Here is a 21,330-nt window from a genome sequence, read left to right on the forward strand (position 1 = left end):
AGAAGCGCAGAAAGCGCCGCAAGCGCATCGATGCTGACAAACGGTTGAGCTGTCAAAAGCTCGGCGTCAGGGCATGCCGTCCGGTCGAACATCCCTGCTGGCACTTCCAGCCAACGATCTCCTTGCGATCCGTCCAAGGTGCAGCGAAAAACAACATCAAAGCCTTGTCGACGGCTCCATGAACGCAAACTCGGCGCCCAAACCATGGATGATGCCGATAAAGAACCTCGCGAAGAACGGTCCTGTGGCCGTTCTCAAACGTTGTTGTACAACGAACACCGCGGACACTCGGCCATCGGCTATATCAGCTCGGTCGAGATGGAGCGCAAGGTGGGATTAGCTTAACGGGGTGTCCATCAAACCGGCAGCACGCTCAGTGATCACCGGGGAGCGCCGACGGCGTCGGTGGACGAGCGAGGAGAAGGCCCGGATCGTGGCGGAGAGCTTTGAGGAGGGTGCGAACATCTCCGAGGTTGCGCGGCGCAATGGCGTTTCGCGCGGGCTGCTTACGGTGTGGCGCCGCCAAGTTGCGGCGGCGGTGGGGGGCAAGGCACCGAACTTCGTGCCAATCCAAATTGGTCCGGGGATCGATCGCGGGACAGCGGGCGAGCATGAACGTATTTCCGGGCTACAGACGAGGCCTTTGGAGATCGCCGCGCCGCCGGCCAAGGTTTGCGGAGTTGTCGAGATCGAGGTGAACGGGGCGCGCATCCGGGTCGAGCCGGACGTTGAGCTGGCGACGCTGTCGACCGTGCTGGCGGCGCTTCGGGGTATCCGGTGATTGCGCTACGCTCTGACCTCAAGGTGGTGCTGGCGACACAGCCGGTCGATTTCCGCAAGTCGGTGCATACGCTGTCGGCACTGGTGAGCGAAGCGCTGCGTGCGAATCCGTGTTGTGGGGACGTCTTCGTGTTCCGCAGCAAACGCACGGACAGAGTGAAGCTTCTGGCGTGGGACGGCAGCGGCATGGTGCTGATGACGAAGTGGTTGCACCAGGGGCACTTCACCTGGCCGCCGATCCGCGAAGGCGTGGTGCATCTGACTGCGACACAGCTCGCGATGCTGCTCGACGGACTCGAGTGGACGCGCGTCTCGCCCAAGCCGGTGAAGCAGCCGGCCGTTGTCGGCTGAGAGGAGAGGATTTCGCTGGAGCCTGCGCCGCGCGGATGTATGGTCCATTTATGGCGATTCGCCCGGACGTCCTCTCGACTGATCCCGCCGCTCTAACAGAGATGGTGCTCGCGCTCGACGCCGAGAACGAGAAGCTGCGTGTTGCGATGCAGACGCTCAAGGAGATGATCTTCGGGAAGCGCTCGGAACGGCTTGCCACGCTCGTGGCCGAGCAGCTTGAGCTTGAGCTTGACGATCTTGAGACCAGTGTCACGCCGCCGGCAGCTGCCAACGACGATGCACCTGCGGTGAAGCCGTCCGATAAGCTACGTAAGAAGGCGCGCCGCAACATCGGCGCGTTGCCCAAGCATCTGCCGCGCTGTGAGCAGGTCCTGGAGCCGGAGGTGACGGCCTGCCCGTGCTGCCAGGGCCAGCTTCACAAGATCGGCGAGGACGTCAGCGAGGTGTTGGAGTGATCCCGGCGCTCCTGCGCGTGCTGCGCACGATCCGTCCCAAATACGGCTGCCGCGGCTGCACCGATGGCGTGGTCCAAGCCAAAGTGCTGCCGCGCCTGATTGAGGGCGGCATGGCGTCGACGGCCCTCGTGAGCCATGTGGTGGTCTCGAAGTTCGCCCGGTATTTGCCGCTGTACCGGCAAGTTCAGATCCTGGCCGGCCACGGCATCCATCTTGACCGCGCGACACTCGCGGTTGGGTCAAACGTACCGCCTTGTGGCTCAGGAGCCTTTATGAGCTGCAGCTGCGGATCATTCAGGCTGCGCCGCGCGTGTTCTGCGACGAGACGCCGATGCCGGTGCTTGATCCAGGACGACATCGTCCCCGCATCTGCCAGTTCTGGGCGCATGCTATGGATGACCGGCCATGGGGTGGCCCCTCGCCGCCGGCGGTTACCTACGTATTCGCCGACGGCCGCGGCACCGAGGAGATCGCCGGACAGTTGATGGGCTTTTGCGGCGTTCTGCAGGTGGACGGTTATGCCGCCTACAAGGCGCTGGCCCGCCGTCATGGCGGCGCGATCCAGCTCGCCTTTTGTCTCGCCCATGCTCGACGCAAATTCGTCGAGGTGTACAAGTCCACGCAGTCGCCATTCGCGCGCGACGTGATTGAACGGCTGCAGGCGGTCTATGCGATCGAGGCAGAGATCCGCGGCAGCAGTGCGGAGCAGCGGCTGGCCGCCCGCCGCACCAGGAGCGCCCCGTTGATGGTGGCGCTCAATGCGCGACTGATTGAGATGGTAGGTCAGCTGTTTTCCCAATCGAAGCTGACAGAGGCGATCAACTATGCGCTCAATCACTGGGACGGACTGACGCTGTTTCTCAGCGACGGCCGCGTCGAGGTCGATTCCAACACGGTCGAGCGTTCCATGCGCCCGATTGCCATGGGAAGACGCAACGCCTTGTTCAGCGGTAGCGAAGGTGGTGCCGAGAGCTGGGCCATCCTCGCGTCGCTCGTGAACACCGCAAAGCTCCATGAGCTCGATCCGCAAGCCTATCTGACCGACGTGCTGGAGCGCATCGTCTCCGGTGGAACCAAGAGCCATCAACTGCACGAACTGCTCGCCTGGCACTGGAAGGCGGCGCGCCAGCGCACCGCACAGGCCGCGGCATGAGCCCGCGTCGTCATAAAGCAGCGTCGTCAATGGCCGCAGCCGAGATGCCACTTGAGGAGCTCGAGCGATGGCTGCAGGCTCGGGTCGATCAGCAACCTGCCGCCACCAATCTCCCCATGCTCGACGGCTACGTCGCCGCAATCGTGGCCGGACCGGTGTCGATGAGCCCACTCGACTGGATCTGCCCGCTGCTCGCCATCGATGCCGATGCCTTCAACCACAGCGGCACCCCGGAGTTTGCAGCCATATCGGCTGTCGCCCTGCGTCACAACGACATCAGCAACACCCTCTCGACCGCACCCGACAGGTTCGCGCCGATGCACCGGCGTAAACCCAGTGGAGACGTGGATCCGCGACCATGGTGCCAAGGCTTCTACGCCGCGATGCGGCTCAAGCTATTGGCGTGGGCACCGTTGCTGGACACCGGCAACGTCAATCACGGCCTACTTCTACCTATCCTGCTGCACTGTCGCGACGATCAGGGCCGACCGCTGCTTGGACCACCACGAAGCGGCCGCGAGACCAAGAAATTTCTGCGTAACGCCCACGCCGATATTCCCGCGGCGGTCGAAGCCTTGCGGCAATACTGGATGCCGATCCGCTACGCCCGCGCTCAATGATCACTGCGGTCGTGGGAGCTCATGCCGGTTACAGTTAGTCGGCTTGGCGCGGGAGCTTCCATTCCCAGGCAGCAGTTCGCGCAGACGCGAAGCGGGAAGATCGGCGATCCGGGCGAGGACGTCGGAGAGCCGGGCTTTGGGATCGACATCGTTAAGACGACAGGTGGTGATCATCGTCAGCATGATGGCGGCGCGTTCGGCGCCGCGCAGGCTGCCGGCGAAGGTCCAATTGCGCCTTCCCAAGGCGATGCCGCGCAACGCTCTTTTGGCGGCGTTGTTGCTGAGGCAGATCCTGCCATCGTCGAGGAAGCGGGCAAAGTCGGCTCAGCGCCTGGCATGTAATTCGTGGGCTTCAGGACCTCGGAGGAGCGCGAGAGGGTTTCTCGCTCGCGCAGCAGCCAGGCGTGCATGTCGTCGAGCAGCGGCTTAGCGCGATCGGGGAGCTGGTTTACCCTTGCTGCCTACCCTGGCGTTCTTCTCGATATCGGCCAACTCGAAGAAGCCCCGCCGCGCATGCGCGAAGCAGAATGCCGGCGTGATCGGCATCGCTTTCCTTTGCGGGTCGAACAACGGCTCGAAGCCGCTATAGCAATCGGCTTGCAGGATGCCGGCGAAGGCGGCCAGATGCCTCTGGGGATGCTGGCCTCGCCGGTCGGGTGAGGCGTAATAGACCGCAGCCGGCGGCGCCGGCCCACCGAAGGGCCGGTCATCCCGCCCATAACTCCAGCTCCGGCGGGTCGTGCACTTGCCCTTCGCCAGGACGCGGATGGTGGTGTCGTCGCCATGAAGGCGCTCGACTGCGAGTACATGACGCTCGATCAGCTGGAAGAGCGGCATGATGGCGAAGGTTCCGTGGCCGACCTGGTCAGCGAGCGTCGACAATGGCAGGTCGATCCTCTCGCACTTGGTTGAGCGGGATATGCATGCCGAACTGTGCGTCCAGCGAAGGCTGGCATGTTCAGCAGGAGTAAGTCCTGCCGGGGAAAAAGTTAGCTCCCCGTAGTGTGGGTAGCAGAGGAGATAGAAATAGAACCTTTGAAGCCTATCGACAAAACTCCCTTGGGGAGACCACGAGTCATCGGGCCGTATCAAAAGAGAACGCGTTGTGGCCTCGAAAATGCTGAAAACCGAAAGTCGAGCCTGCAGTTTAGGGGCGAAGGCAGCATGATCCATCGAATGCTAACTGACACGACGGGTCATTTCGGCGGGGTGAAAGCGACAGCACGGTGACAAGGACATGCCGAGCAACTGGAGAAGCCTTCATCCCGGAGAGAAATCGCCGGAAGAAGGTAGGTCGTATAACCGGAGATCCCGGGAAATCGACCGAAGATGAGAAGGTGGCGGCCGGGACTGGAGTAGCGATGAAGCGGAGTAACTCCCGTGGAGCAAAGGGTCCCTGCCATTTGTGATGTCTCTAACGTAAGGAAGGCAAGGACGAGATGATAAAGGCGTCCATCGATTTGCAAGACCTGAGGCGGAGACTATACGTCAAGGCGAAGGCTGAACCGTCCTGGCGTTTCTGGGGTCTATACGTCCACGTGTGCAAGATGGAGACCCTGCGCGCAGCGTATGAGATGGCGAAAGAAAACGACGGCGCACCGGGAATAGACGGGGTGCGCGGCGGCGATCAGGGTGAGACTCCGTATTGCCTCACCTATCGATGCTCCCGAGTGCGATCGGTTGCCTCATTTATTTTGCTCCCGGCTTGGGTTGAGGAGGAGGCCGGGTGCGGAGATGGCCGGGGTTTCGGAGCGCCCGGCCTCCTCCGCTGGCGTCTGCCACATCATTGGGTTGTTGTGACCTCATGCCCCAGCAGCGTTTCCTCCGTAGGAACGAACAACAACGCGTTCGCTTGCTCGCTGCGCCAGGATTTAAGCCTACGCTGAAGCGTTCGAAGAAGCTTGTTCGGATAGGCTCCAGGATATTCCGCCTGCAACCGGGAGAGCAGTTCGCTACCAGTCCGCCAAGGCTCGGCTTCAAACCATTTTCGCAAATCTAGCGTTGCCCGGATGAGCGGGTCGGGACGCCGCCGGCCTCTTTTCGCTTTCACGATTGGCCGATCCGTCGGTCGCATAGCTCCGTCTTTCCAGGCGGTTCGTAGGCTTGCCAGGAAGAGATCGATCGGTTGCGATGCCGCAGCAGGATGGGCGATTGGCTGCGTATCAGCGAGCGCCGCGAGGCGTTCCTGCGCGCCGCGGATGTCGCGCAACAACGCGACCGGGTCGAGAGCGGCATAGATTTCTTGGAGATGGTGACGAATCGCATCGGGCGTGCGGGCGTCGGCGGCCAAGCGCTGGTGTGGCGTTGCCGGTGCGCTGTATGTCTTACGCACACGAGCACCGTCGCGCTGCTTGGCCATCAGTTTGAATGAGGGTTGGAAGAAGTTCACGAACAGCCGCGCCGATCGATAGAGTTCAGCCAGCAGCTTGGCCGCTTCCAGGCCCTCGAGCCGACGATAGCCGACCATCCTGCGCACGACGGCACCGTTCTTCTGCTCGACGAACGCCTGGTCGTTCTTCCGGTAGGGCCGGCAACGCGTGAAGACGATGTTGGCCGCATCGCAGTAGGCTTTCAGCGTCTCATTCATGAACACCGTATCATTGTCCGTATCGAGGCCGATCAGCGCAAAAGGCAATTGTTTGCGCAATTCCGTCAACACCGTGCTCAACAGTGTTTGTTCGCGCACGATCAGAGGAGCGCACTCCGTCCAGCCGGTAGCAATGTCGGTGAGCACGAGGGTCTGGATGAAGCTGCCGCGCGCCGATAGACCGCTATGCGCTACAAGGTCAGCCTCGACGAACCCCGGCGCCGGATCGTTCCAATCTGCCGACGTCCGTATTGGAATACTGCGACGCAACGAGTGCGTCGCGTGCCGTCGGCGCTTGCGACCTAATCCTTCTCGGACCCGTGCCAACGCGCGGTCGATCGTCGCAGCACTCATTGCCAAAAGTTTGTCGCGGATCTCGGGAGCAAGGTCGAGGTGGCCGTGCCGTTCCATCGCTTCAATCAGCGCAGGCATTAACGCCTTCAGCCGCTTCCCGCAGATCCGGTCTGACGCCTCCCAAAGCAGCAAGAGCGCGTTGTGTTCCGCCTCATTATAGATCCGACGTCGCGCCCGTCGGCCTGCGCTTACGTCTTCCTGGCCTCGAAGTAGACGCATCGCATGTTTGCGATGGAATCCGGTGATGTCGACGAACTCGTCTAATATCCGCGCCTTCTTCGCACGATCCGAACGCCGATAGCGCGCGCCCGCCGCCGCCGTCAGTTCCTTCCGCGTTGCCATGCTCAGCCACCCCATCTGCGCCCCCGCTTGTTCCCGATCCAGGGGAGCAATTTACGTGAGGCAACGGCTCAGCATCCGGTAACAATTAAGGCGAGGCAATGCGCGCTCTCATCCTGATTGTCGCGCTATAACGGGGTGACGTTCGAAGCCATCGAAGCGCGAGGCGTGGAGTCTCTGCTCGAGCAATTACGAGACGAACTGATCGAGCGCACTTATAAGCCACTTCCATCAAGGAAGCGGGAAATACCGAAGGACGGGGGCTCCAAGGTCCGCGTTCTGTCGATTCCGGCTATCCGCGACAGAGAGGTACAGGGGCGCTCAAGCTCATACTCGAACCTGTATTCGAGGCGGATTTCCAACCGGGATCGTTCCCAAGCGGACAACACATGAAGCGATCAAGCGAGTTGCTAAAGCAATAGCTGAGCGGAAGACGCGGGTTCTCGATCTTGATTTGCGGGCCTACTTCGACAACGTCCGGCATGATCGGATTCTGGAGAAGGTAGCCCTGCGGGTTGATGATGGGGACGTCATGCATCTTCTGCGGCTTGTGCTGAAAGCTTCTGGCAAGAAAGGCGTTCCGCAAGGCGGCGTAATTTTCACCCTTGCTCAGTAACCTCTACCTCAATGAGGTGGACAAGATGCTGGAGCGAGCACGTGAAGTTACACGTCGCGGCAAGTACACCAATATCGAATATGCACGTTTTGCTGACGATATGGTTGTCTTGATCTATGCCCACCAGCGACATGACTGGCTGCTCGGCGCTATAAACAAGCGCTTGCGGGAGGAGTTCGCCAAGTTACAGGTTGAGGTGAATGATGAGAAGAGTCGCATAGTTGACCTGGCCCGAGGCGAGAGCTTCGGCTTCCTGGGAATCGACTTCCGCTATCTCCGCAGTCTGCGCGGAGTGATGCGGCCGTATTACACGCCCAAGCTCAAAAAGCGGACGGCGCTTCTGCGGGGGCTCAAGGAAGTGTTTGGCAGCTATCGGTCGCAACCGATTAGTCGGGTGATAAGCCTGATCAATCCAAAGCTCCGAGGATGGGTAAACTACTTCCGGATAGGCGATTCCAGTAAATGCTTCCCTACATCAGAGACTGGGTAGAGAGGAAGGTCAGACGCCATCTGGCGAAGGCACGGAAACAAAAGGGCTTCGGCTGGAAGCAGTGGAGTAACTCGTGGCTGTACGACACCTTGAAGCTGTTCAACGGCTACCGGGCGAGTGCCGCCGAAGTAAAAGCTGCTCCAACATGATAGGTCCATAAGCCTTGTCATGAAGCAAATGGGAGCGCGTAGTGCGGGAAATCTGCATGCTGCGTGCGATGTGGCGGGGGCTGGAAACGTGCATGACCGGGAAAACTGGTTAAGCGGCGCGCCAGTCCTCGACCCCACTGTCGAACAGGATCGTCGCCAGCAATTGCGGACCGATGAAGCCGCGCGGCGTGGCATGGAACGGTGCCGGCGGCTGGCTGATCTTCTCGCAATCGCGGCAAGTGAACTTCTCTCGCACGGTCTCGATGACCTTGAACCGGCGCGGGATCTCCCAACGTCTCGGTCACATCCTCGCCCAGTGCTGCAACAAGCCGTTCCTTCTCATCCTGCGACCACCGGCGCCGCCGCTCGGCCGATGTGATCACCTCCGCCCCTCGAAATCGGCATAGTGCTTCTCCCAGGATTACCCGTAGGACCTGCAGCGTTCGCGTCCGTCAAACAAGACGGCCCGCAACGGAGGAATACCACAGAGTCACCTGCTCTCCTTCTTCAGATGAACTGAAGGGCCACCGCCGCCAGAGGTGCGATAAATGGCTTGCGCCCAGTCGAAGGGCGAGAAGATCTCTCCGCTCGCGTTTGCCAGCACCTTCCGCACCACCATTGGGTCGTTAGGGCGCGCGACCTGCCCCATTCGGACGTAGTTCCTAGGATTGACAAAGTCCGTGTAACTGGGCATTTGCCGCGGCGGCCCGGTGCTACTTGAGTTAGCTCAGAACGGATCGGGTCGCCTCACGGTGAGGATGACCTTCACTCATGAAGCGCGCCCGATGTGCGACACGTGCCGGGCGTGGAATGCGGAGTTTCTAAACGCTTGCGGGCTCCCTGGCGAGTTCGTCAATGACTTGCCTGGTTGCCTGATAGGCAAGCTCGACAATCTCATCAATCTCGCCTTCCGAGACGACAAGAGGCGGAGCAAAACCCAGAATATCGCCATGCGGCATTGCCCGAGCAATAAGTCCCCGCTCGCGAGCAGCCTTCGAGATGCGGGCGCCGACTTTGAGCTGGGCGTCGAACCGTCGCTTCGTGTGACGGTCCGCGACAAACTCGATAGCGCCGAGCAAGCCGACGCCGCGAACTTCGCCAGCGATCTCCAATTGAGCGAACCTTTCCTTAAGCCGCTTTTGAAAGTGCGCGCCGACCACCCTGGCGCGATTGCTGAGCTGCTCCTTTTCAACGATATCGAGCACTGCGTTGGCGGCGGCGGCAGCGATCGGATGACCCGAGTAGGTGTAACCGTGTGAGAATGCGCCAACGCGATCGGCGGCCCCCTCCATAACAGAGTAAACCTTCTCCCCCACGATGGCTGCCGAGAGCGGCATGTAGCCCGAGGTGAGCCCCTTGGCGACCGTTACGAGATCCGGCTCCATCCCGTATAGAGTACTGCCAAAGTCGGCCCCGGTTCGCCCGAATCCACAGATCACCTCATCGGCGATGAGAAGAACGTCATACCGCCTGAGTACGGCCTGAATCTCCCGCCAATACCCGCTGGGCGGCGGTGTGATGCCTCCGGTACCAAGGACAGGCTCGGCAATAAACGCGCCGACCGTTTCCGCGCCCTCCCGCACAATTAGCTCTTCGAGTTCGGCCGCACGCCGACGAGAAAAGGCCTCCTCCGATTCCCCGTGCTCAGCGCCCCAATAATGGTGGGGAGTGCCTGTGTGCAGAATACCCGGAAACGGAAGGTCCATTTGATCGTGATAGAACGACATTCCCGTCATTGATCCAGAAATGACCGAGCACCCGTGATAACCGCGCTCGCGAGAGATGATCTTCTTCTTCTTCGGCTGACCACGCAGATTGTTGTAATACCAGACGAGCTTGGCCTGAGTTTCGTTGGCATCCGATCCGGAAAGTCCGTAGAAGACTTTGCTGGCGTTTCCCGGTGCCATTTGCACGAGGCGATGCGAAAGCTTTGCGAGCTCTTCGGTCGTGTGAGCAGCGTACGTGTGGTAATATGCGAGCTGATAGGCCTGCCTTGCGATGGCCTCGGCAACTTCGGTACGCCCATAGCCGATATTGACACAGTAGAGACCGGCAAAGCCATCGATGTATGTTCGGCCCTCCGCATCCCGAATGGATATCCCTTTACCACCTGTGACGATTGTGGGATCGCCAAGCTTGCCGCTCGCGAAATCCTTCAGCTGCGTGAAGGGATGCAGAACACTGGAACGATCTCGCTCAGCGATGGTCTTGATATCAATCATATAGTTCTCCTATGCCGCCAAATCGCCGAAACAGACGTATTTGTGTTCCATGTACTCTGCTAAACCGTGCTTCGACCCTTCTCGTCCGAGTCCGGACTGCTTCCAGCCTCCGAACGGAATGGGCGGTCCAGTAAAGGAAGCTGTATTGATTCCGAGCATGCCGCACTCGATCTGCTCAGAAAGGCGGAGCGCCCGGCGAAGGTTGTTTGTGTAGATGTATCCAGCCAGCCCCATTTCGCTGGCGTTCGCCCTGGATACAACCTCCGCCTCAGAATCGAACGGGAGCACGGCAGCAACCGGCCCGAAGGTTTCTTCATGCGTGATCAGCATGTGGTCGGTGACATCGCTGAGCAACGTCGGAGGAACGAAGTTTGCACCCAAACTTGCGCCCTTGTCGGCGCAAAACACCCGCGCCCCCTTTTTTGCGGCGTCGTCGATGTGGGCCCTGCATTTGTTGGCAACCGACAGCTTTGTCATCGGCCCTATATCAGTTGTCGTTTCCAGGCCGTGCCCGACTCTGAGCTGAGAAATAGGGGTGGCAAACGCCTCGACGAAGGCGCGGTAGATCTTTCTATGCACGTAGATGCGATTGGCGGCGAGACAGTCCTGGCCCGAAGTGGTGAACTTTGCGTCCATCGCTCCCTTAACCGCCTTGTCGACATCGACGTCGTCAAAGATGATGCACGGAGCGTGGCCCCCCAGCTCAAGCGACACTTTCTTCACGGTTTGTGCCGCCTCTGCCAGAAGCAGGCGCCCAACTTCGGTAGAACCAGTAAACGAAAGAGCTCGCACCCTCGTATCGCGCAACAGTGGTTTCGAAAGCTCGATTGAATCACCGACAAGCACCTGAAATACGCCACGCGGAATACCAGCTTCTTCGGCCAACCTAGCCAGGGCAAGGGCCGACAATGGCGTCTCGGGAGCCGGCTTCACGACGATCGGGCAGCCCGCGGCAAGAGCAGCTCCCGCCTTTCTCGTGATCATCGCGATTGGAAAATTCCATGGCGTGATCGCCGCCGCAACACCGATTGGCTGCATTCGCACATGAAGCAGGCTTCCCGCTTTGTGACTCGGAATGGTCTCGCCATAGGTGCGCTCGCCTTCAGCGGCAAACCATTCCAGAAAGCCCGCGCCATATGTGATCTCGTAGCGTGCCTCCGCCAGAGGCTTTCCTTGCTCGCTGGTCATAAGAACGGCGAGATCCTCTGAATGGCCGCGGATCAGGGACGCCCAAGATTTGAGGATCACTCCTCGCTCGGTGGGCAGCAGACGCCTCCATGCAACAAACGACTTCTCTGCTGCTCCGATTGCCAGCTCCATGTCGGCCGCCGAGCAACGGGCAGCTTCCGCGATTTCCTCCCCCGTCGCGGGGTCGACAACCGCGTCCTTCTGCCCGCCGTCCGTCCACTTGCCGTCGATGAACGCTGCCCCCGCTAAAAAGTCTCGTCGTCTGAGAGTTCGAAGGTGCCGCATAGCGAGGCCACCCCACTCCGGGCGTCTGTGCCGAAAGCCTTGAACACCCATTTTGAAACTCCCGCGCCGTCACTTATTGAAATTGCTGGAGTAATCAGGATACTAGTGACGCAAACAGATTTGCGTCGCATTTTCGGTGCGCGGGATGAATTCCTGCAAAGCATTGATGCCTTGCGACGAAACGCAGCTTAGGGCTGGAGACAACCGCTATGCGTTACGATCGGATAGATGCACGCATCCTGGAGATCGTGCAAAAAAACAATCGCCTCACGTCCGAGGTCATTGGCGAAATGGCGGGGCTTTCCCCCACGGCGTGTCAGAGAAGGTTGAAGAGGCTCCGTTCGGAAGGAATCATTGAGTCGGATGTGTCCATCGTCTCGGCAAGAGCAGTGGGAAGGCCGATTCAGATGCTTGTCCTCGTGAATCTCGAGCGGGAGCGCTCCGATATCATCGACAAATTCAAGAAGGCCATCAAAACGTCGAGTGAAGTCGTAAATGGCTTCTATGTCACGGGCGATGCAGACTTCGTTCTGTACATAACGGCTCGCACGATGGAGGACTACGAGCTTTTCACCAGACGCTTCTTTTACGAGAACCCCGATATTAAGGGGTTCAAAACCATGGTCATCATGGACCGCGTAAAATCGGGGTTTGCAGTTCCAATCGAAATGCCACCGGACAGATAAGCGATCTTTGATCGCGACGTCCCGACGGTCCAGCTGTTTTGAGCACTCGTGAAAGAATGAGAACCATACCGAAAGCTCTGACAATTCTGACTTCTCACAATCCTCTTCAACCCAAAACAGGCCTAACGAACTCGCCCCAGTGGGCTTGGTCGAATTACGTGCCAGAATGGTGCTTGAAAGCAAAAAAAGGAGGGGCCACTCCAAGGGTGGCCCCTTCAAGTTAGGGAGGAAACGCCCCTAGGGGGCCTGGGAGATCAGGCCGCAGCCTGTTCGATCGGTGAAAATGGTAGGCCGAGACTCTCTGCCACTGCCTTGTAGGTCAACCGGCCCCGATAGACGTTCAGGCCAGCGCGCAAGTGCGGATTTTCAAGCACGGCCGCAAAGCCCTTGTTTGCCAAAGCCAAGCCAAAAGGCAAAGTTGCGTTGTTGAGGGCCTGACTTGAGGTAAGCGGGACTGCACCGGGCATGTTGGCAACGCAATAGTGGATCACGCCGTCGACTTCGTAGGTTGGATCAGCATGGGTGGTGGCACGCGACGTCTCAAAGCAACCGCCTTGATCGATCGCGACGTCAACGACCACAGAGCCTTGCTTCATCGAGCTCAGCATCTTGCGCGACACCAGCTTCGGTGCACTGGCTCCTGGGACGAGCACGGCGCCAATAACGACGTCTGCGGCAGAGACTTCCTCTTCAACGCTGTCGATGGTCGAGTACCTGGTGCGGACGCGGCCCTCGAATAGCTCGTCCAGTTCGCGAAGGCGGTTGATCGAACGGTCGATGACGGTGACTTCCGCACCCAAACCGGCTGCCATTCGGGCGGCATGCGTACCGACGACACCGCCACCGATGACAACGATACGAGCGGGCTGAACGCCAGGCACGCCGCCGATCAATAACCCCCGCCCGCCGCTGTACCGTTTTAGGGCCGCGCCGGCAGCCTCGATCGTGAGCCGGCCCGCGACTTCGCTCATTGGCGCAAGCAACGGCAAGCCCCCGTTCGAGTCGGTGACGGTTTCATAGGCGATCGCTGTGCAACCCGATTTCAGCAGTCCTTTTGCCTGCTCCGGATCGGGCGCCAGATGCAGATAGGTGAAGAGGATCTGATTCTCTCGGAGCTGGACCCATTCGGACGGCTGCGGCTCCTTGACCTTGACTACCATCTCGCTCGATGCAAACACCTCCCGAGCAGCCGCGGCGATTGTTGCACCGGCCTTCCGGTATTCCTCGTCGCTTGCCCCGATGCCAGCGCCGGCATTGGCCTCCACCAATACTTGGTGGCCGGCAGCCACATATTCCCGGACAGCTCCAGGGGTCAGGCCCACGCGATATTCGTGTGTTTTGATTTCCTTGGGAACACCGACTTGCATCTTGCAATCTCCGCTTTTGCTGAACCACTTCTAATCGGAACCACGCGGTGAAATTGAGAAGGGACCGGCGAACGACGCAGAAATTCAGCAACCTCGGCGTTCTTGCGCACAATTCCAGCAGAGTGCGCGAGATGGTGATGGTTTGCTATTCCTGGCGCCGCAATCGGCACAGTGGCAGCCGACACATCGATCCAAAGGAAGTTTCGCACAGCGATTTTCACGTATTTAACGGCCTTCGGTTCCTCCACGGGGCTCTGGGCGAAACATCCCCTCTGTCCCGCTCCACGCAAAAGCTGCATGAATCCCGGCGGATATTTATGGCGGAACAGTTGCCCAGCAACGCGCGCATGCCGCCAGGGCTCGCCGATCGAATGGCAACGATACGCTCAGAGATTGTGAGCATCATGGAGCGGCTGTCAATGATCGCTCGAAAGCGGCCTTTCCGATTGTGACGATCGCGTCCACCTTCGGTCTTGGTGATGACGAGCGCAGGCGCGAGCCCGGGATATTGCGATGGACTACGGCTCGGCGCAATCAGCACCGCGACCGGGCCACCTATCTGCGGACGCCTAGTGTTGAAAACCGGTGTCCTCGTGCAAGAAGGCGAGTGCTGCGAGCGAGAGTGGCCCATTGTTCTCCTTTGAGAGACCTTAACGCACTAGCGGCAGGCCTGGAATCGCTGAGGCCGCAGCGGATTGCGCGTCAGAGTTCGAATAGCTCGCGCGGCAACTTCGTGAATGGTTCACCTGCAACGTCGGTATGCGGAAGGTTTCGCTGATCACATAACCACGTCTTCATCGATCCAGTTTTCAAGCATGAGGTGAAATGTCGTATTCGGCTTGAGGACCGTGTTATCGCCGTCCTTCAAGCTAGCTGTAGGTTCCGTCCAATCTATCGCGACGGCGTAGCCGCACCGAGACTCCTTCACCAAGCCATCGCGTTTTCAAGTTGGAGTTGAAAGCTATGGCGACGTCGCTGCAGGTCCTGCCGGGTTTGGCGGCGGCAAGTGCAGCTTCCAACCTGGCAACGTTCCCTTCATGCAACCGGCGTATGTGATCCGACGGCTTACCGATCGCGACATCGTGCGCATCAGCGGAGAGGTCTAGCCATGACGCCCGCCGCTGAACTCGAAATTGCTCTGCGAGCCCGTCTGGAAGACGTCTTCGGTCCAGCGAATGTGACACGTGGAGATGCGTGCGCAGCGCAAAGAAGAGGCCCGCAAAATCCGTGCTGGGCTTGCCGTTAGCGCTGCGCACCAATGTTGCAATGACCTCGGCGGATTCATTGGCCTCGCGCGCGCCTGAGCGGATAACGTCTCTCGCTTTGAGCATGCCGGCGTCGGAAATAGCGGTAGCTTCCCGCATCATCGCGAATTCCGAGTCCGATTTCACGCCGCGGATCCGGGTCACGGCGTTAGTGCAGTAGACGATGTTCGCGCCTGTCGAGCGAGATTTGAACTTCTTAACTGTCAGCGGGCAAGAGCCGTTCTTCCAGACCGGTCCATTTGCGGCCGACGCCATCGTCCAAGATGAAGTCGATGGTCTCCTCCCGTTCGGGGTAGCGATGAGCGCCTCCGAATAACCAGTGACACGACTGCGATCGACAAACATCTGATGGATCGCCGCCGGCCAGACCATTCTGCGCGTCAGGAAGGTCGGCTACTCATCCGTTAAAGTCACGACCAGCCCCCGCGGAACATAGCCCGACCTCGAAGTGTATCCGGAGAGATATATGATGTTAGCCGGAGCCGTGACCACCGCTTCGACCTTCGCCGCTCTATCTCCGACTTGACGGCGGATAATCTCCGCAGATACCCGCCGCGGGCGAATGCTTGCGAAGCCTTAGGCATTGCCATGTGCAAACTCCTTCTGGAAAGAGTGGGTCGTTCTCTCGCGTGGATCGAGGGCGGGCCGGCGGATCTTTTCGTGTCATTTGTGGCGGGATCGTACATCGGCGCCGCTACGAATTCAGCATCTCCAAGCAGTACCTGATCGCGAGCTCAGCTGTCGGAACGAGCAGATCGTCCGAGGCTCCGAAAGTTGGCGTGTGCACGCCGGACTCGTTGCCTTGCTCCTTGCTGCCAAACCAGAAGTAGATCGAGGGCACGCACGCGGAGTAGAATCCGAAATCGTCGCTGCCGCCGCCTGCGCTCGACGACTTCAGGTCGGAAAACTTGTCTTTGCCCACGGTCTCGACCACCAGCCGCCGAAACCTGTCAACCATCACGTCGTTGTTAATGACCGGCGGTTCACCGAATTTGTGGGAGAACTCCGCTTTCCCGCGGTGCATCGTCGCGACCCCTTCAGCTATTTCTCGCACGCGCTGAACCAGGAGCTCTCTCCGCTCACAACGGCTTGTTCTGATAGTTCCGGTCATCGTAACTGACGGGCAAATGATATTTGTGGCTTCGCCACCTGCAATCGTCCCGATTGTGACGATCGCCCCGTCATCGAAGGGCATTTCCCGCGACACGACCTTTTGGACCTCATTGATGAATGCCCCGGCCATCGCAATTGCATCCACGCCCGCATGCGGCCTCGCGCCGTGGGCCATGGTCCCGATAAGTGTGATCGCGAACTGATCGGCGGATTGTGTCACAGCGCCTGGGCGTGCGCCGAACATCCCCGCGGGCAAATCAGTTTTGACGTGGAACCCAACAGCAGCGTGGAAGCCGCTAAGCAGGCCCTGCTCAGCCACTGATCGTCCGCCGAGTGGCTCCGCCTCCTCGGCGGGCTGGAAAAACACGCGAAGCTTGCCAGAAAAGCTCTCTCGCATCCGATGAAACGCAAGTGCGGTACCCATAGCGATCGACGCATGCAGGTCATGACCGCACGCATGCATATGACCTGGGACCCGGGACTGATAGGACAAGTCGTCCCGGGTTTCCTGGATCGGCAAGGCATCGATGTCGCCCCGTATGGCGACGGAGCGCTGCGGCCCGGAGGCTAAACCGTGGATGTCGACGTAAAGGCCGGTTTTGTGAAAGGTCTTCGCATCGAACAGCCCAAACCGTTCAAGCGTTTCGCGGATCCGCTGTTGAGTTTTCCACTCGTTGTTGGAAAGCTCCGGCTCGCGATGCATAGCATGCCGCATTTCGATCACCACGTCCTTTTCGGAACTGGAAAGCAGATTGTTTGCGCTTGTGTTTGTAGTCCTCTTCATCTTCGCGGCCTTCCAGTTGACGCTTGAGTCAATGTAGCAGGTCGGGTAGGCGGGGAGCAGCGACTAGCGTGGCTATCGCGCAGCAATGCTGCAAGGTTGTCGTCCGATGCGCACAATCTGAGAGCATCTGATCCTGGCGGGCGCCGGATCGCAGGGCCTCGGAAGAGGCCCTGCACAACCAAAACAAGCTAACGGCGCGCCTGTCGATCGGGACTACCATCACGGCCCCGGAGCCGTCAGCTTCTCAGCTCTTTGGTCATCCTCTATCCGAGGCCTGCGCCCTGCTCCCTGAATGCTCTCCAGTCGATCGGCCGCTCCAGCGCTGCTCGTTCGCGCCTCTGCCGAAGGAAATGGTGGGTCTTTGGGCAAATATGGCGCCGGCCTTCAAAATAATTGCGGCTGCAAATGACAATATCATTGCGACACGTCGCAGCTCCGTACCCCAGCTCCAGGCTTTCACGCAAGGCGAGGCATCGGCCGGTATTGTGGACAGCCGAGCACATGAGGCGCGGAAATCCGGGACGCCATTGGAACGGTCGTCGCGTGCGAGGGCATCTACGCGGTGACCTCGTTTACCCTCATCGTGCGGGATGTCGCAATAGGAGGTGCGCTAGCCTACATCGATCCGCTGCTTTCCGCTCAGGGTATGCTGGCTGTACCAAAAGCGCTCCGCTACGGCCCACGACTGACGTGGCGCTCGGCGAGCTGGCTGCGGAGATTCTCATGAATTCGTAGCGAGCAGAACGAGTCAGCCAGTATAACTGTTGGCGGGCATGGTTAAGATCTTTCGCTTCAGGTCCTCGATGATCCGGTCGACTAGCGCAGTATCGGGCCGGACCGGCCTCCCTCCCTGCAGATCTTTGCCGGCGTCCACTCGCATAGCGCCGGTGGCTGGAGGGCATGTGGCGCTGATCGTCGTGTGCCGCCCGTTGCCACTGCCACGCATATGCACGCTCGCCTCCAAGGAGGGTTCAATCGTTCGTGCGCTGATCCGCGCTTCTAGTCTAACTCAGCGGCGGGCGAAGCGATAGGGCACCGAATATGGTGTTGTTCGATCTCGACGTGATAGTCGAGCCCGACCCGCCATTCGGCATGGACCCACGGCTGGCCCGGAAGCGGTTTGAGAATTGGCGCATCAATTTCCTCGAAAGCTGGCGCCGTATGCGGCCATACTGACGCAGTACCCGTTCGTCATTGAGCTTGGCCAGCCACTAGGCGATCGCGCGGTTGAGTTCGGCCAGGCTGTAAAAAGTTCGGTTGCGCAACCGCCGCAGCAGCCAACGCTCGATGATTCCCACCGCAGGCCTCGACCTTTGCCTTATCTCTCGGGCGAGGCGGCCGTGCCGGAATGCTGCGCCATATCGCTGTAGCTGCGGTCGACTATGGGGTCACAGAGGCAGGCCTCGATCACCGCGATCTTGGCGTTGTGGGCACCAGCAGTTGCGTCGCGTCACCAAAAAAGCTGTAGGCCGCGTCGTTTCCCGCGATCCAGTCGCCGAGCTGCTCGGTCCACGTCGCTAGCGGGAATGACAAGCTGGATGCGCCCATGACCGCAACGAAGCGCGCGATCATTTCGGAACTCCGCGCGCCATCAAATCGGTACGGTGCGCGCGATGACCTCGGAATCGACAGACCACGGCGGTGAGCGCCTTCTCGGCCATCCGGCGCGGCTCCAGGAAACCCGGGAAGTAGGAGCCCTTGCGCAGCTTGGGATGCGAAGCTCGACCGTGCCGGCCAGGTCTCCCAGGTCCGGTCGAAGCTCACCGTTGCGCTGGGCCAGACGCTCGGGGTTCTTCTCGCCGTAGGCTGCACCGACCTGGCCTTCGACTTCCAGCTCCATCAGCCGCTGGGCAGCAAAGCCGATCATCTCGCGCAAGAGATGGCCGGAGTTCGAGACCCTGACGGCTCGCTTCCGTCTTTCCGTTCCACGCATCACTCGAGGGCGCAGGCGCGCATATGACGCGGGTTACGCTCGGGAAGAGCCGGGTGCGGGAAGTCTGCCCGCCCGGATCTGTGAGGGCGAAGCCGAATGGCTGAGTTACTCGACCACGACCCCGGTACAGGACCACGATGTCAAAAACCGGAAGTTTGCTCATTCGGCGGATTGCGGGTGCGACAATGGAAATTTAGCCCACTCGAGTAGGATCACAGCGATTTCTCGCACGCCGAGCGCAGGCGCTCAAGCACTTAGCGACGTCTGCATCGATGCTCGCAACGGCTGCGCCAGCTCCCCCGTCTGCAAAGGTGGCGGTGCTGACTTATGAGTCGACGCATTGCAGTGAGGATTTGCTCGGCATCGACGACGTCGCGCAGCGCGCACGAATTGGGATTGGCGGCAAGGGTGCTCATAGTGGAGACCATTCGGACGACATAAGAGGACCATTGTCGCCGCGTATCGAAGTGTATGCTGGCGGAGGCTCCGCAGCCGCCGGTGGCGACGATTCCGACACCAAAGGCACGAACGATATTGCATCTGCCGAAGCCGGCAGCACCAGTTGTTGAACGCGCCCGGCGTCGCCAGTCATGTACCTGCTGTGTCCGGCAGCCATGGCGGCGGGCGATATCGATTGCAATCGCACCCGGCTCAAGGCTTTCCGCGGCGATCTGACCCTTCAGGCGTGCGGACGTCCGCTGCCAGGCGCTGGTGAGGCGTTGCCGGCGCGCTGTATGTCTTGCGTACACGAGCACTGTCGCGCTGCTTGGCTAACAGTTTGAACGAGGGTTGGAAGAAGTTTACGAACAGCCGCGCTGATCGACAGAGTGCGGCCAGCAGCTCGGCCGCTTCCAGGCGAGTTCGTCGACATCACCGGATTCCATCGCAAACATGCGATGCGTCTACTTCGAGGCCAGGAAGACGTAAGCGCAGGCCGACGGGCGCGACGTCGGATCTATAATGAGGCGGAACACAACGCGCTCGTGCTGCTTTGGGAGGCGTCAGACCGGATCTGCGGGAAGCGGCTGAAGGCGTTAATGCCTGCGCTGATTGAAGCGATGGAACGGCACGGCCACCTCGACCTTGCTCCCGAGATCCGCGACAAACTTTTGGCAATGAGTGCTGCGACGATCGACCGCGCGTTGGCACGGGTCCGAGAAGGATTAGGTCGCAAGCGCCGACGGCACGCGACGCACTCGTTGCGTCGCAGTATTCCAATACGGACGTCGGCAGATTGGAACGATCCGGCGCCGGGGTTCGTCGAGGCTGACCTTGTAGCGCATAGCGGTCTATCGGCGCGCGGCAGCTTCATCCAGACCCTCGTGCTCACCGACATTGCTACCGGCTGGACGGAGTGCGCTCCTCTGATCGTGCGCGAACAAACACTGTTGAGCACGGTGTTGACGGAATTGCGCAAACAATTGCCTTTTGCGCTGGTCGGCCTCGATACGGACAATGATACGGTGTTCATGAATGAGACGCTGAAAGCCTACTGCGATGCGGCCAACATCGTCTTCACGCGTTGCCGGCCCTACCGGAAGAACGACCAGGCGTTCGTCGAGCAGAAGAACGGTGCCGTCGTGCGCAGGATGGTCGGCTATCGTCGGCTCGAGGGCCTGGAAGCGGCCAAGCTGCTGGCTGAACTCTATCGATCGGCGCGGCTGTTCGTGAACTTCTTCCAACCCTCATTCAAACTGATGGCCAAGCAGCGCGACGGTGCTCGTGTGCGTAAGACATACAGCGCACCGGCAACGCCACACCAGCGCTTGGCCGCCGACGCCCGCACGCCCGATGCGATTCGTCACCATCTCCAAGAAATCTATGCCGCTCTCGACCCGGTCGCGTTGTTGCGCGACATCCGCGGCGCGCAGGAACGCCTCGCGGCGCTCGCTGATACGCAGCCAATCGCCCATCCTGCTGCGGCATCGCAACCGATCGATCTCTTCCTGGCAAGCCTACGAACCGCCTGGAAAGACGGAGCTATGCGACCGACGGATCGGCCAATCGTGAAAGCGAAAAGAGGCCGGCGGCGTCCCGACCCGCTCATCCGGGCAACGCTAGATTTGCGAAAATGGTTTGAAGCCGAGCCTTGGCGGACTGGTAGCGAACTGCTCTCCCGGTTGCAGGCGGAATATCCTGGAGCCTATCCGAACAAGCTTCTTCGAACGCTTCAGCGTAGGCTTAAATCCTGGCGCAGCGAGCAAGCGAACGCGTTGTTGTTCGTTCCTACGGAGGAAACGCTGCTGGGGCATGAGGTCACAACAACCCAATGATGTGGCAGACGCCAGCGGAGGAGGCCGGGCGCTCCGAAACCCCGGCCATCTCCGCACCCGGCCTCCTCCTCAACCCAAGCCGGGAGCAAAATAAATGAGGCAACCGATCGCACCCGGGAGCATCAATACATGAGGCAATACGCGCTCTCATCCTGATTGTCGCGCTATAAGTGCGGCGCGGCGATCAAAGTGAGAGTGCAGCGTCAATCCAGATGAGAATGCCGCCACTGGACGGGAACGTCGGGAGGGCGTAGCCCGACCGGAGTTTCCGTCCAGCGGCGGCGGCCTTTTCGAGGCCTCAGGTGGTCGCGGTCGGCCGG

The 21,330-nt window shown here is 60.1% G+C and carries 13 protein-coding genes and 6 pseudogenes; 7 read left to right on the top strand and 12 right to left on the bottom strand.

Translation table 11 applies throughout. The annotated features are described in order from the left end of the window. Nucleotides 1–349 precede the first annotated feature (349 nt). The 4 genes and pseudogenes from tnpA to ACWAT4_RS43490 all read left to right on the top strand — a co-directional run bounded on the left by tnpA (nt 350) and on the right by ACWAT4_RS43490 (nt 3,359). Complete coding sequence (tnpA, locus tag ACWAT4_RS43475; RefSeq protein ID WP_128955120.1) at nt 350–781, top strand: IS66-like element accessory protein TnpA; 432 nt, start codon at nt 350–352, stop codon at nt 779–781. Next, entirely contained in the window at nt 778–1,131 is a 354-nt protein-coding gene (gene tnpB, locus ACWAT4_RS43480; protein WP_128955119.1) for an IS66 family insertion sequence element accessory protein TnpB, read from the top strand. Before tnpA ends, tnpB begins: the two co-directional genes overlap by 4 nt. A gap of 50 nt (nt 1,132–1,181) precedes the next feature. Continuing rightward, nucleotides 1,182–2,739, top strand: a pseudogene (gene tnpC, locus ACWAT4_RS43485) (IS66 family transposase). Nucleotides 2,740–2,768: 29 nt separating this feature from the next. After that, the gene (locus ACWAT4_RS43490) at nt 2,769–3,359 is read left to right on the top strand and encodes a UPF0149 family protein (RefSeq protein WP_128969528.1); all 591 of its coding nucleotides are present in this window, start codon (nt 2,769–2,771) and stop codon (nt 3,357–3,359) included. Between the two features lie 34 nt (nt 3,360–3,393). Here the strand turns inward: ACWAT4_RS43490 and ACWAT4_RS43495 are convergent. Both ACWAT4_RS43495 and ACWAT4_RS43500 read right to left on the bottom strand, forming a co-directional pair. Then, nucleotides 3,394–4,259 (bottom strand): annotated as a pseudogene (locus ACWAT4_RS43495) (IS66 family transposase); the annotation flags it as partial. Nucleotides 4,260–5,142: 883 nt separating this feature from the next. Further along, the gene (locus ACWAT4_RS43500; RefSeq protein WP_128955117.1) at nt 5,143–6,657 is read right to left on the bottom strand and encodes an ISNCY family transposase; all 1,515 of its coding nucleotides are present in this window, start codon (nt 6,655–6,657) and stop codon (nt 5,143–5,145) included. Nucleotides 6,658–7,280: 623 nt separating this feature from the next. Between ACWAT4_RS43500 and ACWAT4_RS43505 the strand changes: the two genes are divergently transcribed. Next, nucleotides 7,281–7,745 carry a group II intron maturase-specific domain-containing protein gene (locus ACWAT4_RS43505; protein WP_232995625.1) on the top strand — a complete coding sequence of 155 codons (465 nt, stop codon included), beginning with the start codon at nt 7,281–7,283 and terminating at the stop codon, nt 7,743–7,745. Nucleotides 7,746–8,033: 288 nt separating this feature from the next. On the opposite strand, the pseudogene ACWAT4_RS43510 reads toward ACWAT4_RS43505, so the two are convergent. The 3 genes and pseudogenes from ACWAT4_RS43510 to ACWAT4_RS43520 all read right to left on the bottom strand — a co-directional run. Beyond that, nucleotides 8,034–8,220: pseudogene (locus tag ACWAT4_RS43510) on the bottom strand (IS66 family transposase zinc-finger binding domain-containing protein); the annotation flags it as partial. 495 nt (nt 8,221–8,715) lie between these two features. Continuing rightward, nucleotides 8,716–10,116 carry an aminotransferase gene (locus ACWAT4_RS43515; RefSeq protein ID WP_128929856.1) on the bottom strand — a complete coding sequence of 467 codons (1,401 nt, stop codon included), beginning with the start codon at nt 10,114–10,116 and terminating at the stop codon, nt 8,716–8,718. A 9-nt stretch (nt 10,117–10,125) separates the two neighbouring features. Continuing rightward, complete coding sequence (locus ACWAT4_RS43520) at nt 10,126–11,640, bottom strand: NAD-dependent succinate-semialdehyde dehydrogenase (RefSeq protein WP_128929855.1); 1,515 nt, start codon at nt 11,638–11,640, stop codon at nt 10,126–10,128. 158 nt (nt 11,641–11,798) lie between these two features. On the opposite strand from ACWAT4_RS43520, the gene ACWAT4_RS43525 reads away from it, so the two are divergent. Continuing rightward, on the top strand, nt 11,799–12,275 hold the full coding sequence (locus ACWAT4_RS43525; RefSeq protein WP_128929854.1) for an Lrp/AsnC family transcriptional regulator: 477 nt from the start codon (nt 11,799–11,801) through the stop codon (nt 12,273–12,275). 254 nt (nt 12,276–12,529) lie between these two features. Here the strand turns inward: ACWAT4_RS43525 and ald are convergent, their stop codons facing one another. The 7 genes and pseudogenes from ald to ACWAT4_RS43560 form a co-directional block, all read right to left on the bottom strand. Continuing rightward, on the bottom strand, nt 12,530–13,642 hold the full coding sequence (ald, locus tag ACWAT4_RS43530) for an alanine dehydrogenase (RefSeq protein ID WP_128929853.1): 1,113 nt from the start codon (nt 13,640–13,642) through the stop codon (nt 12,530–12,532). An 869-nt stretch (nt 13,643–14,511) separates the two neighbouring features. Beyond that, nucleotides 14,512–15,252, bottom strand: coding sequence for a M24 family metallopeptidase (locus ACWAT4_RS43535; RefSeq protein ID WP_245502108.1), 741 nt, complete (start codon nt 15,250–15,252; stop codon nt 14,512–14,514). A 349-nt stretch (nt 15,253–15,601) separates the two neighbouring features. Then, nucleotides 15,602–16,804 carry a M20 family metallopeptidase gene (locus ACWAT4_RS43540; protein ID WP_128929852.1) on the bottom strand — a complete coding sequence of 401 codons (1,203 nt, stop codon included), beginning with the start codon at nt 16,802–16,804 and terminating at the stop codon, nt 15,602–15,604. 831 nt (nt 16,805–17,635) lie between these two features. Next, a pseudogene (locus ACWAT4_RS43545) lies at nt 17,636–18,364 on the bottom strand (Mu transposase domain-containing protein); the annotation flags it as partial. A 71-nt stretch (nt 18,365–18,435) separates the two neighbouring features. Beyond that, nucleotides 18,436–18,737: pseudogene (locus ACWAT4_RS43550) on the bottom strand (transposase); the annotation flags it as partial. 254 nt (nt 18,738–18,991) lie between these two features. Then, complete coding sequence (locus ACWAT4_RS43555) at nt 18,992–19,492, bottom strand: transposase (protein ID WP_128929851.1); 501 nt, start codon at nt 19,490–19,492, stop codon at nt 18,992–18,994. Further along, nucleotides 19,416–19,592, bottom strand: a pseudogene (locus ACWAT4_RS43560) (ISNCY family transposase); the annotation flags it as partial. The gene ACWAT4_RS43555 and the pseudogene ACWAT4_RS43560, both read right to left, overlap by 77 nt. Between ACWAT4_RS43560 and ACWAT4_RS43565 the strand changes: the two are divergent. Then, the gene (locus tag ACWAT4_RS43565; protein WP_371746383.1) at nt 19,553–21,010 is read left to right on the top strand and encodes an ISNCY family transposase; all 1,458 of its coding nucleotides are present in this window, start codon (nt 19,553–19,555) and stop codon (nt 21,008–21,010) included. The pseudogene ACWAT4_RS43560 and the gene ACWAT4_RS43565 overlap by 40 nt on opposite strands. Nucleotides 21,011–21,330 lie beyond the last annotated feature (320 nt).

It is taken from the genome of Bradyrhizobium sp. T-1 (assembly GCF_053592855.1).

Bases quoted from the DNA above. Each gene is read 5' to 3' on its own strand.
- ACWAT4_RS43490 (WP_128969528.1), top strand. From the start codon at position 2,769: ATGGCCGCAGCCGAGATGCCACTTGAGGAGCTCGAGCGATGGCTGCAG.
- ACWAT4_RS43500 (WP_128955117.1), bottom strand. From the start codon at position 6,657: ATGGGGTGGCTGAGCATGGCAACGCGGAAGGAACTGACGGCGGCGGCG.
- ACWAT4_RS43505 (WP_232995625.1), top strand. From the start codon at position 7,281: ATGCTGGAGCGAGCACGTGAAGTTACACGTCGCGGCAAGTACACCAAT.
- ACWAT4_RS43515 (WP_128929856.1), bottom strand. From the start codon at position 10,116: ATGATTGATATCAAGACCATCGCTGAGCGAGATCGTTCCAGTGTTCTG.
- ACWAT4_RS43520 (WP_128929855.1), bottom strand. From the start codon at position 11,640: ATGGGTGTTCAAGGCTTTCGGCACAGACGCCCGGAGTGGGGTGGCCTC.
- ACWAT4_RS43525 (WP_128929854.1), top strand. From the start codon at position 11,799: ATGCGTTACGATCGGATAGATGCACGCATCCTGGAGATCGTGCAAAAA.
- ald (WP_128929853.1), bottom strand. From the start codon at position 13,642: ATGCAAGTCGGTGTTCCCAAGGAAATCAAAACACACGAATATCGCGTG.
- ACWAT4_RS43535 (WP_245502108.1), bottom strand. From the start codon at position 15,252: ATGTTTGTCGATCGCAGTCGTGTCACTGGTTATTCGGAGGCGCTCATC.
- ACWAT4_RS43540 (WP_128929852.1), bottom strand. From the start codon at position 16,804: ATGAAGAGGACTACAAACACAAGCGCAAACAATCTGCTTTCCAGTTCC.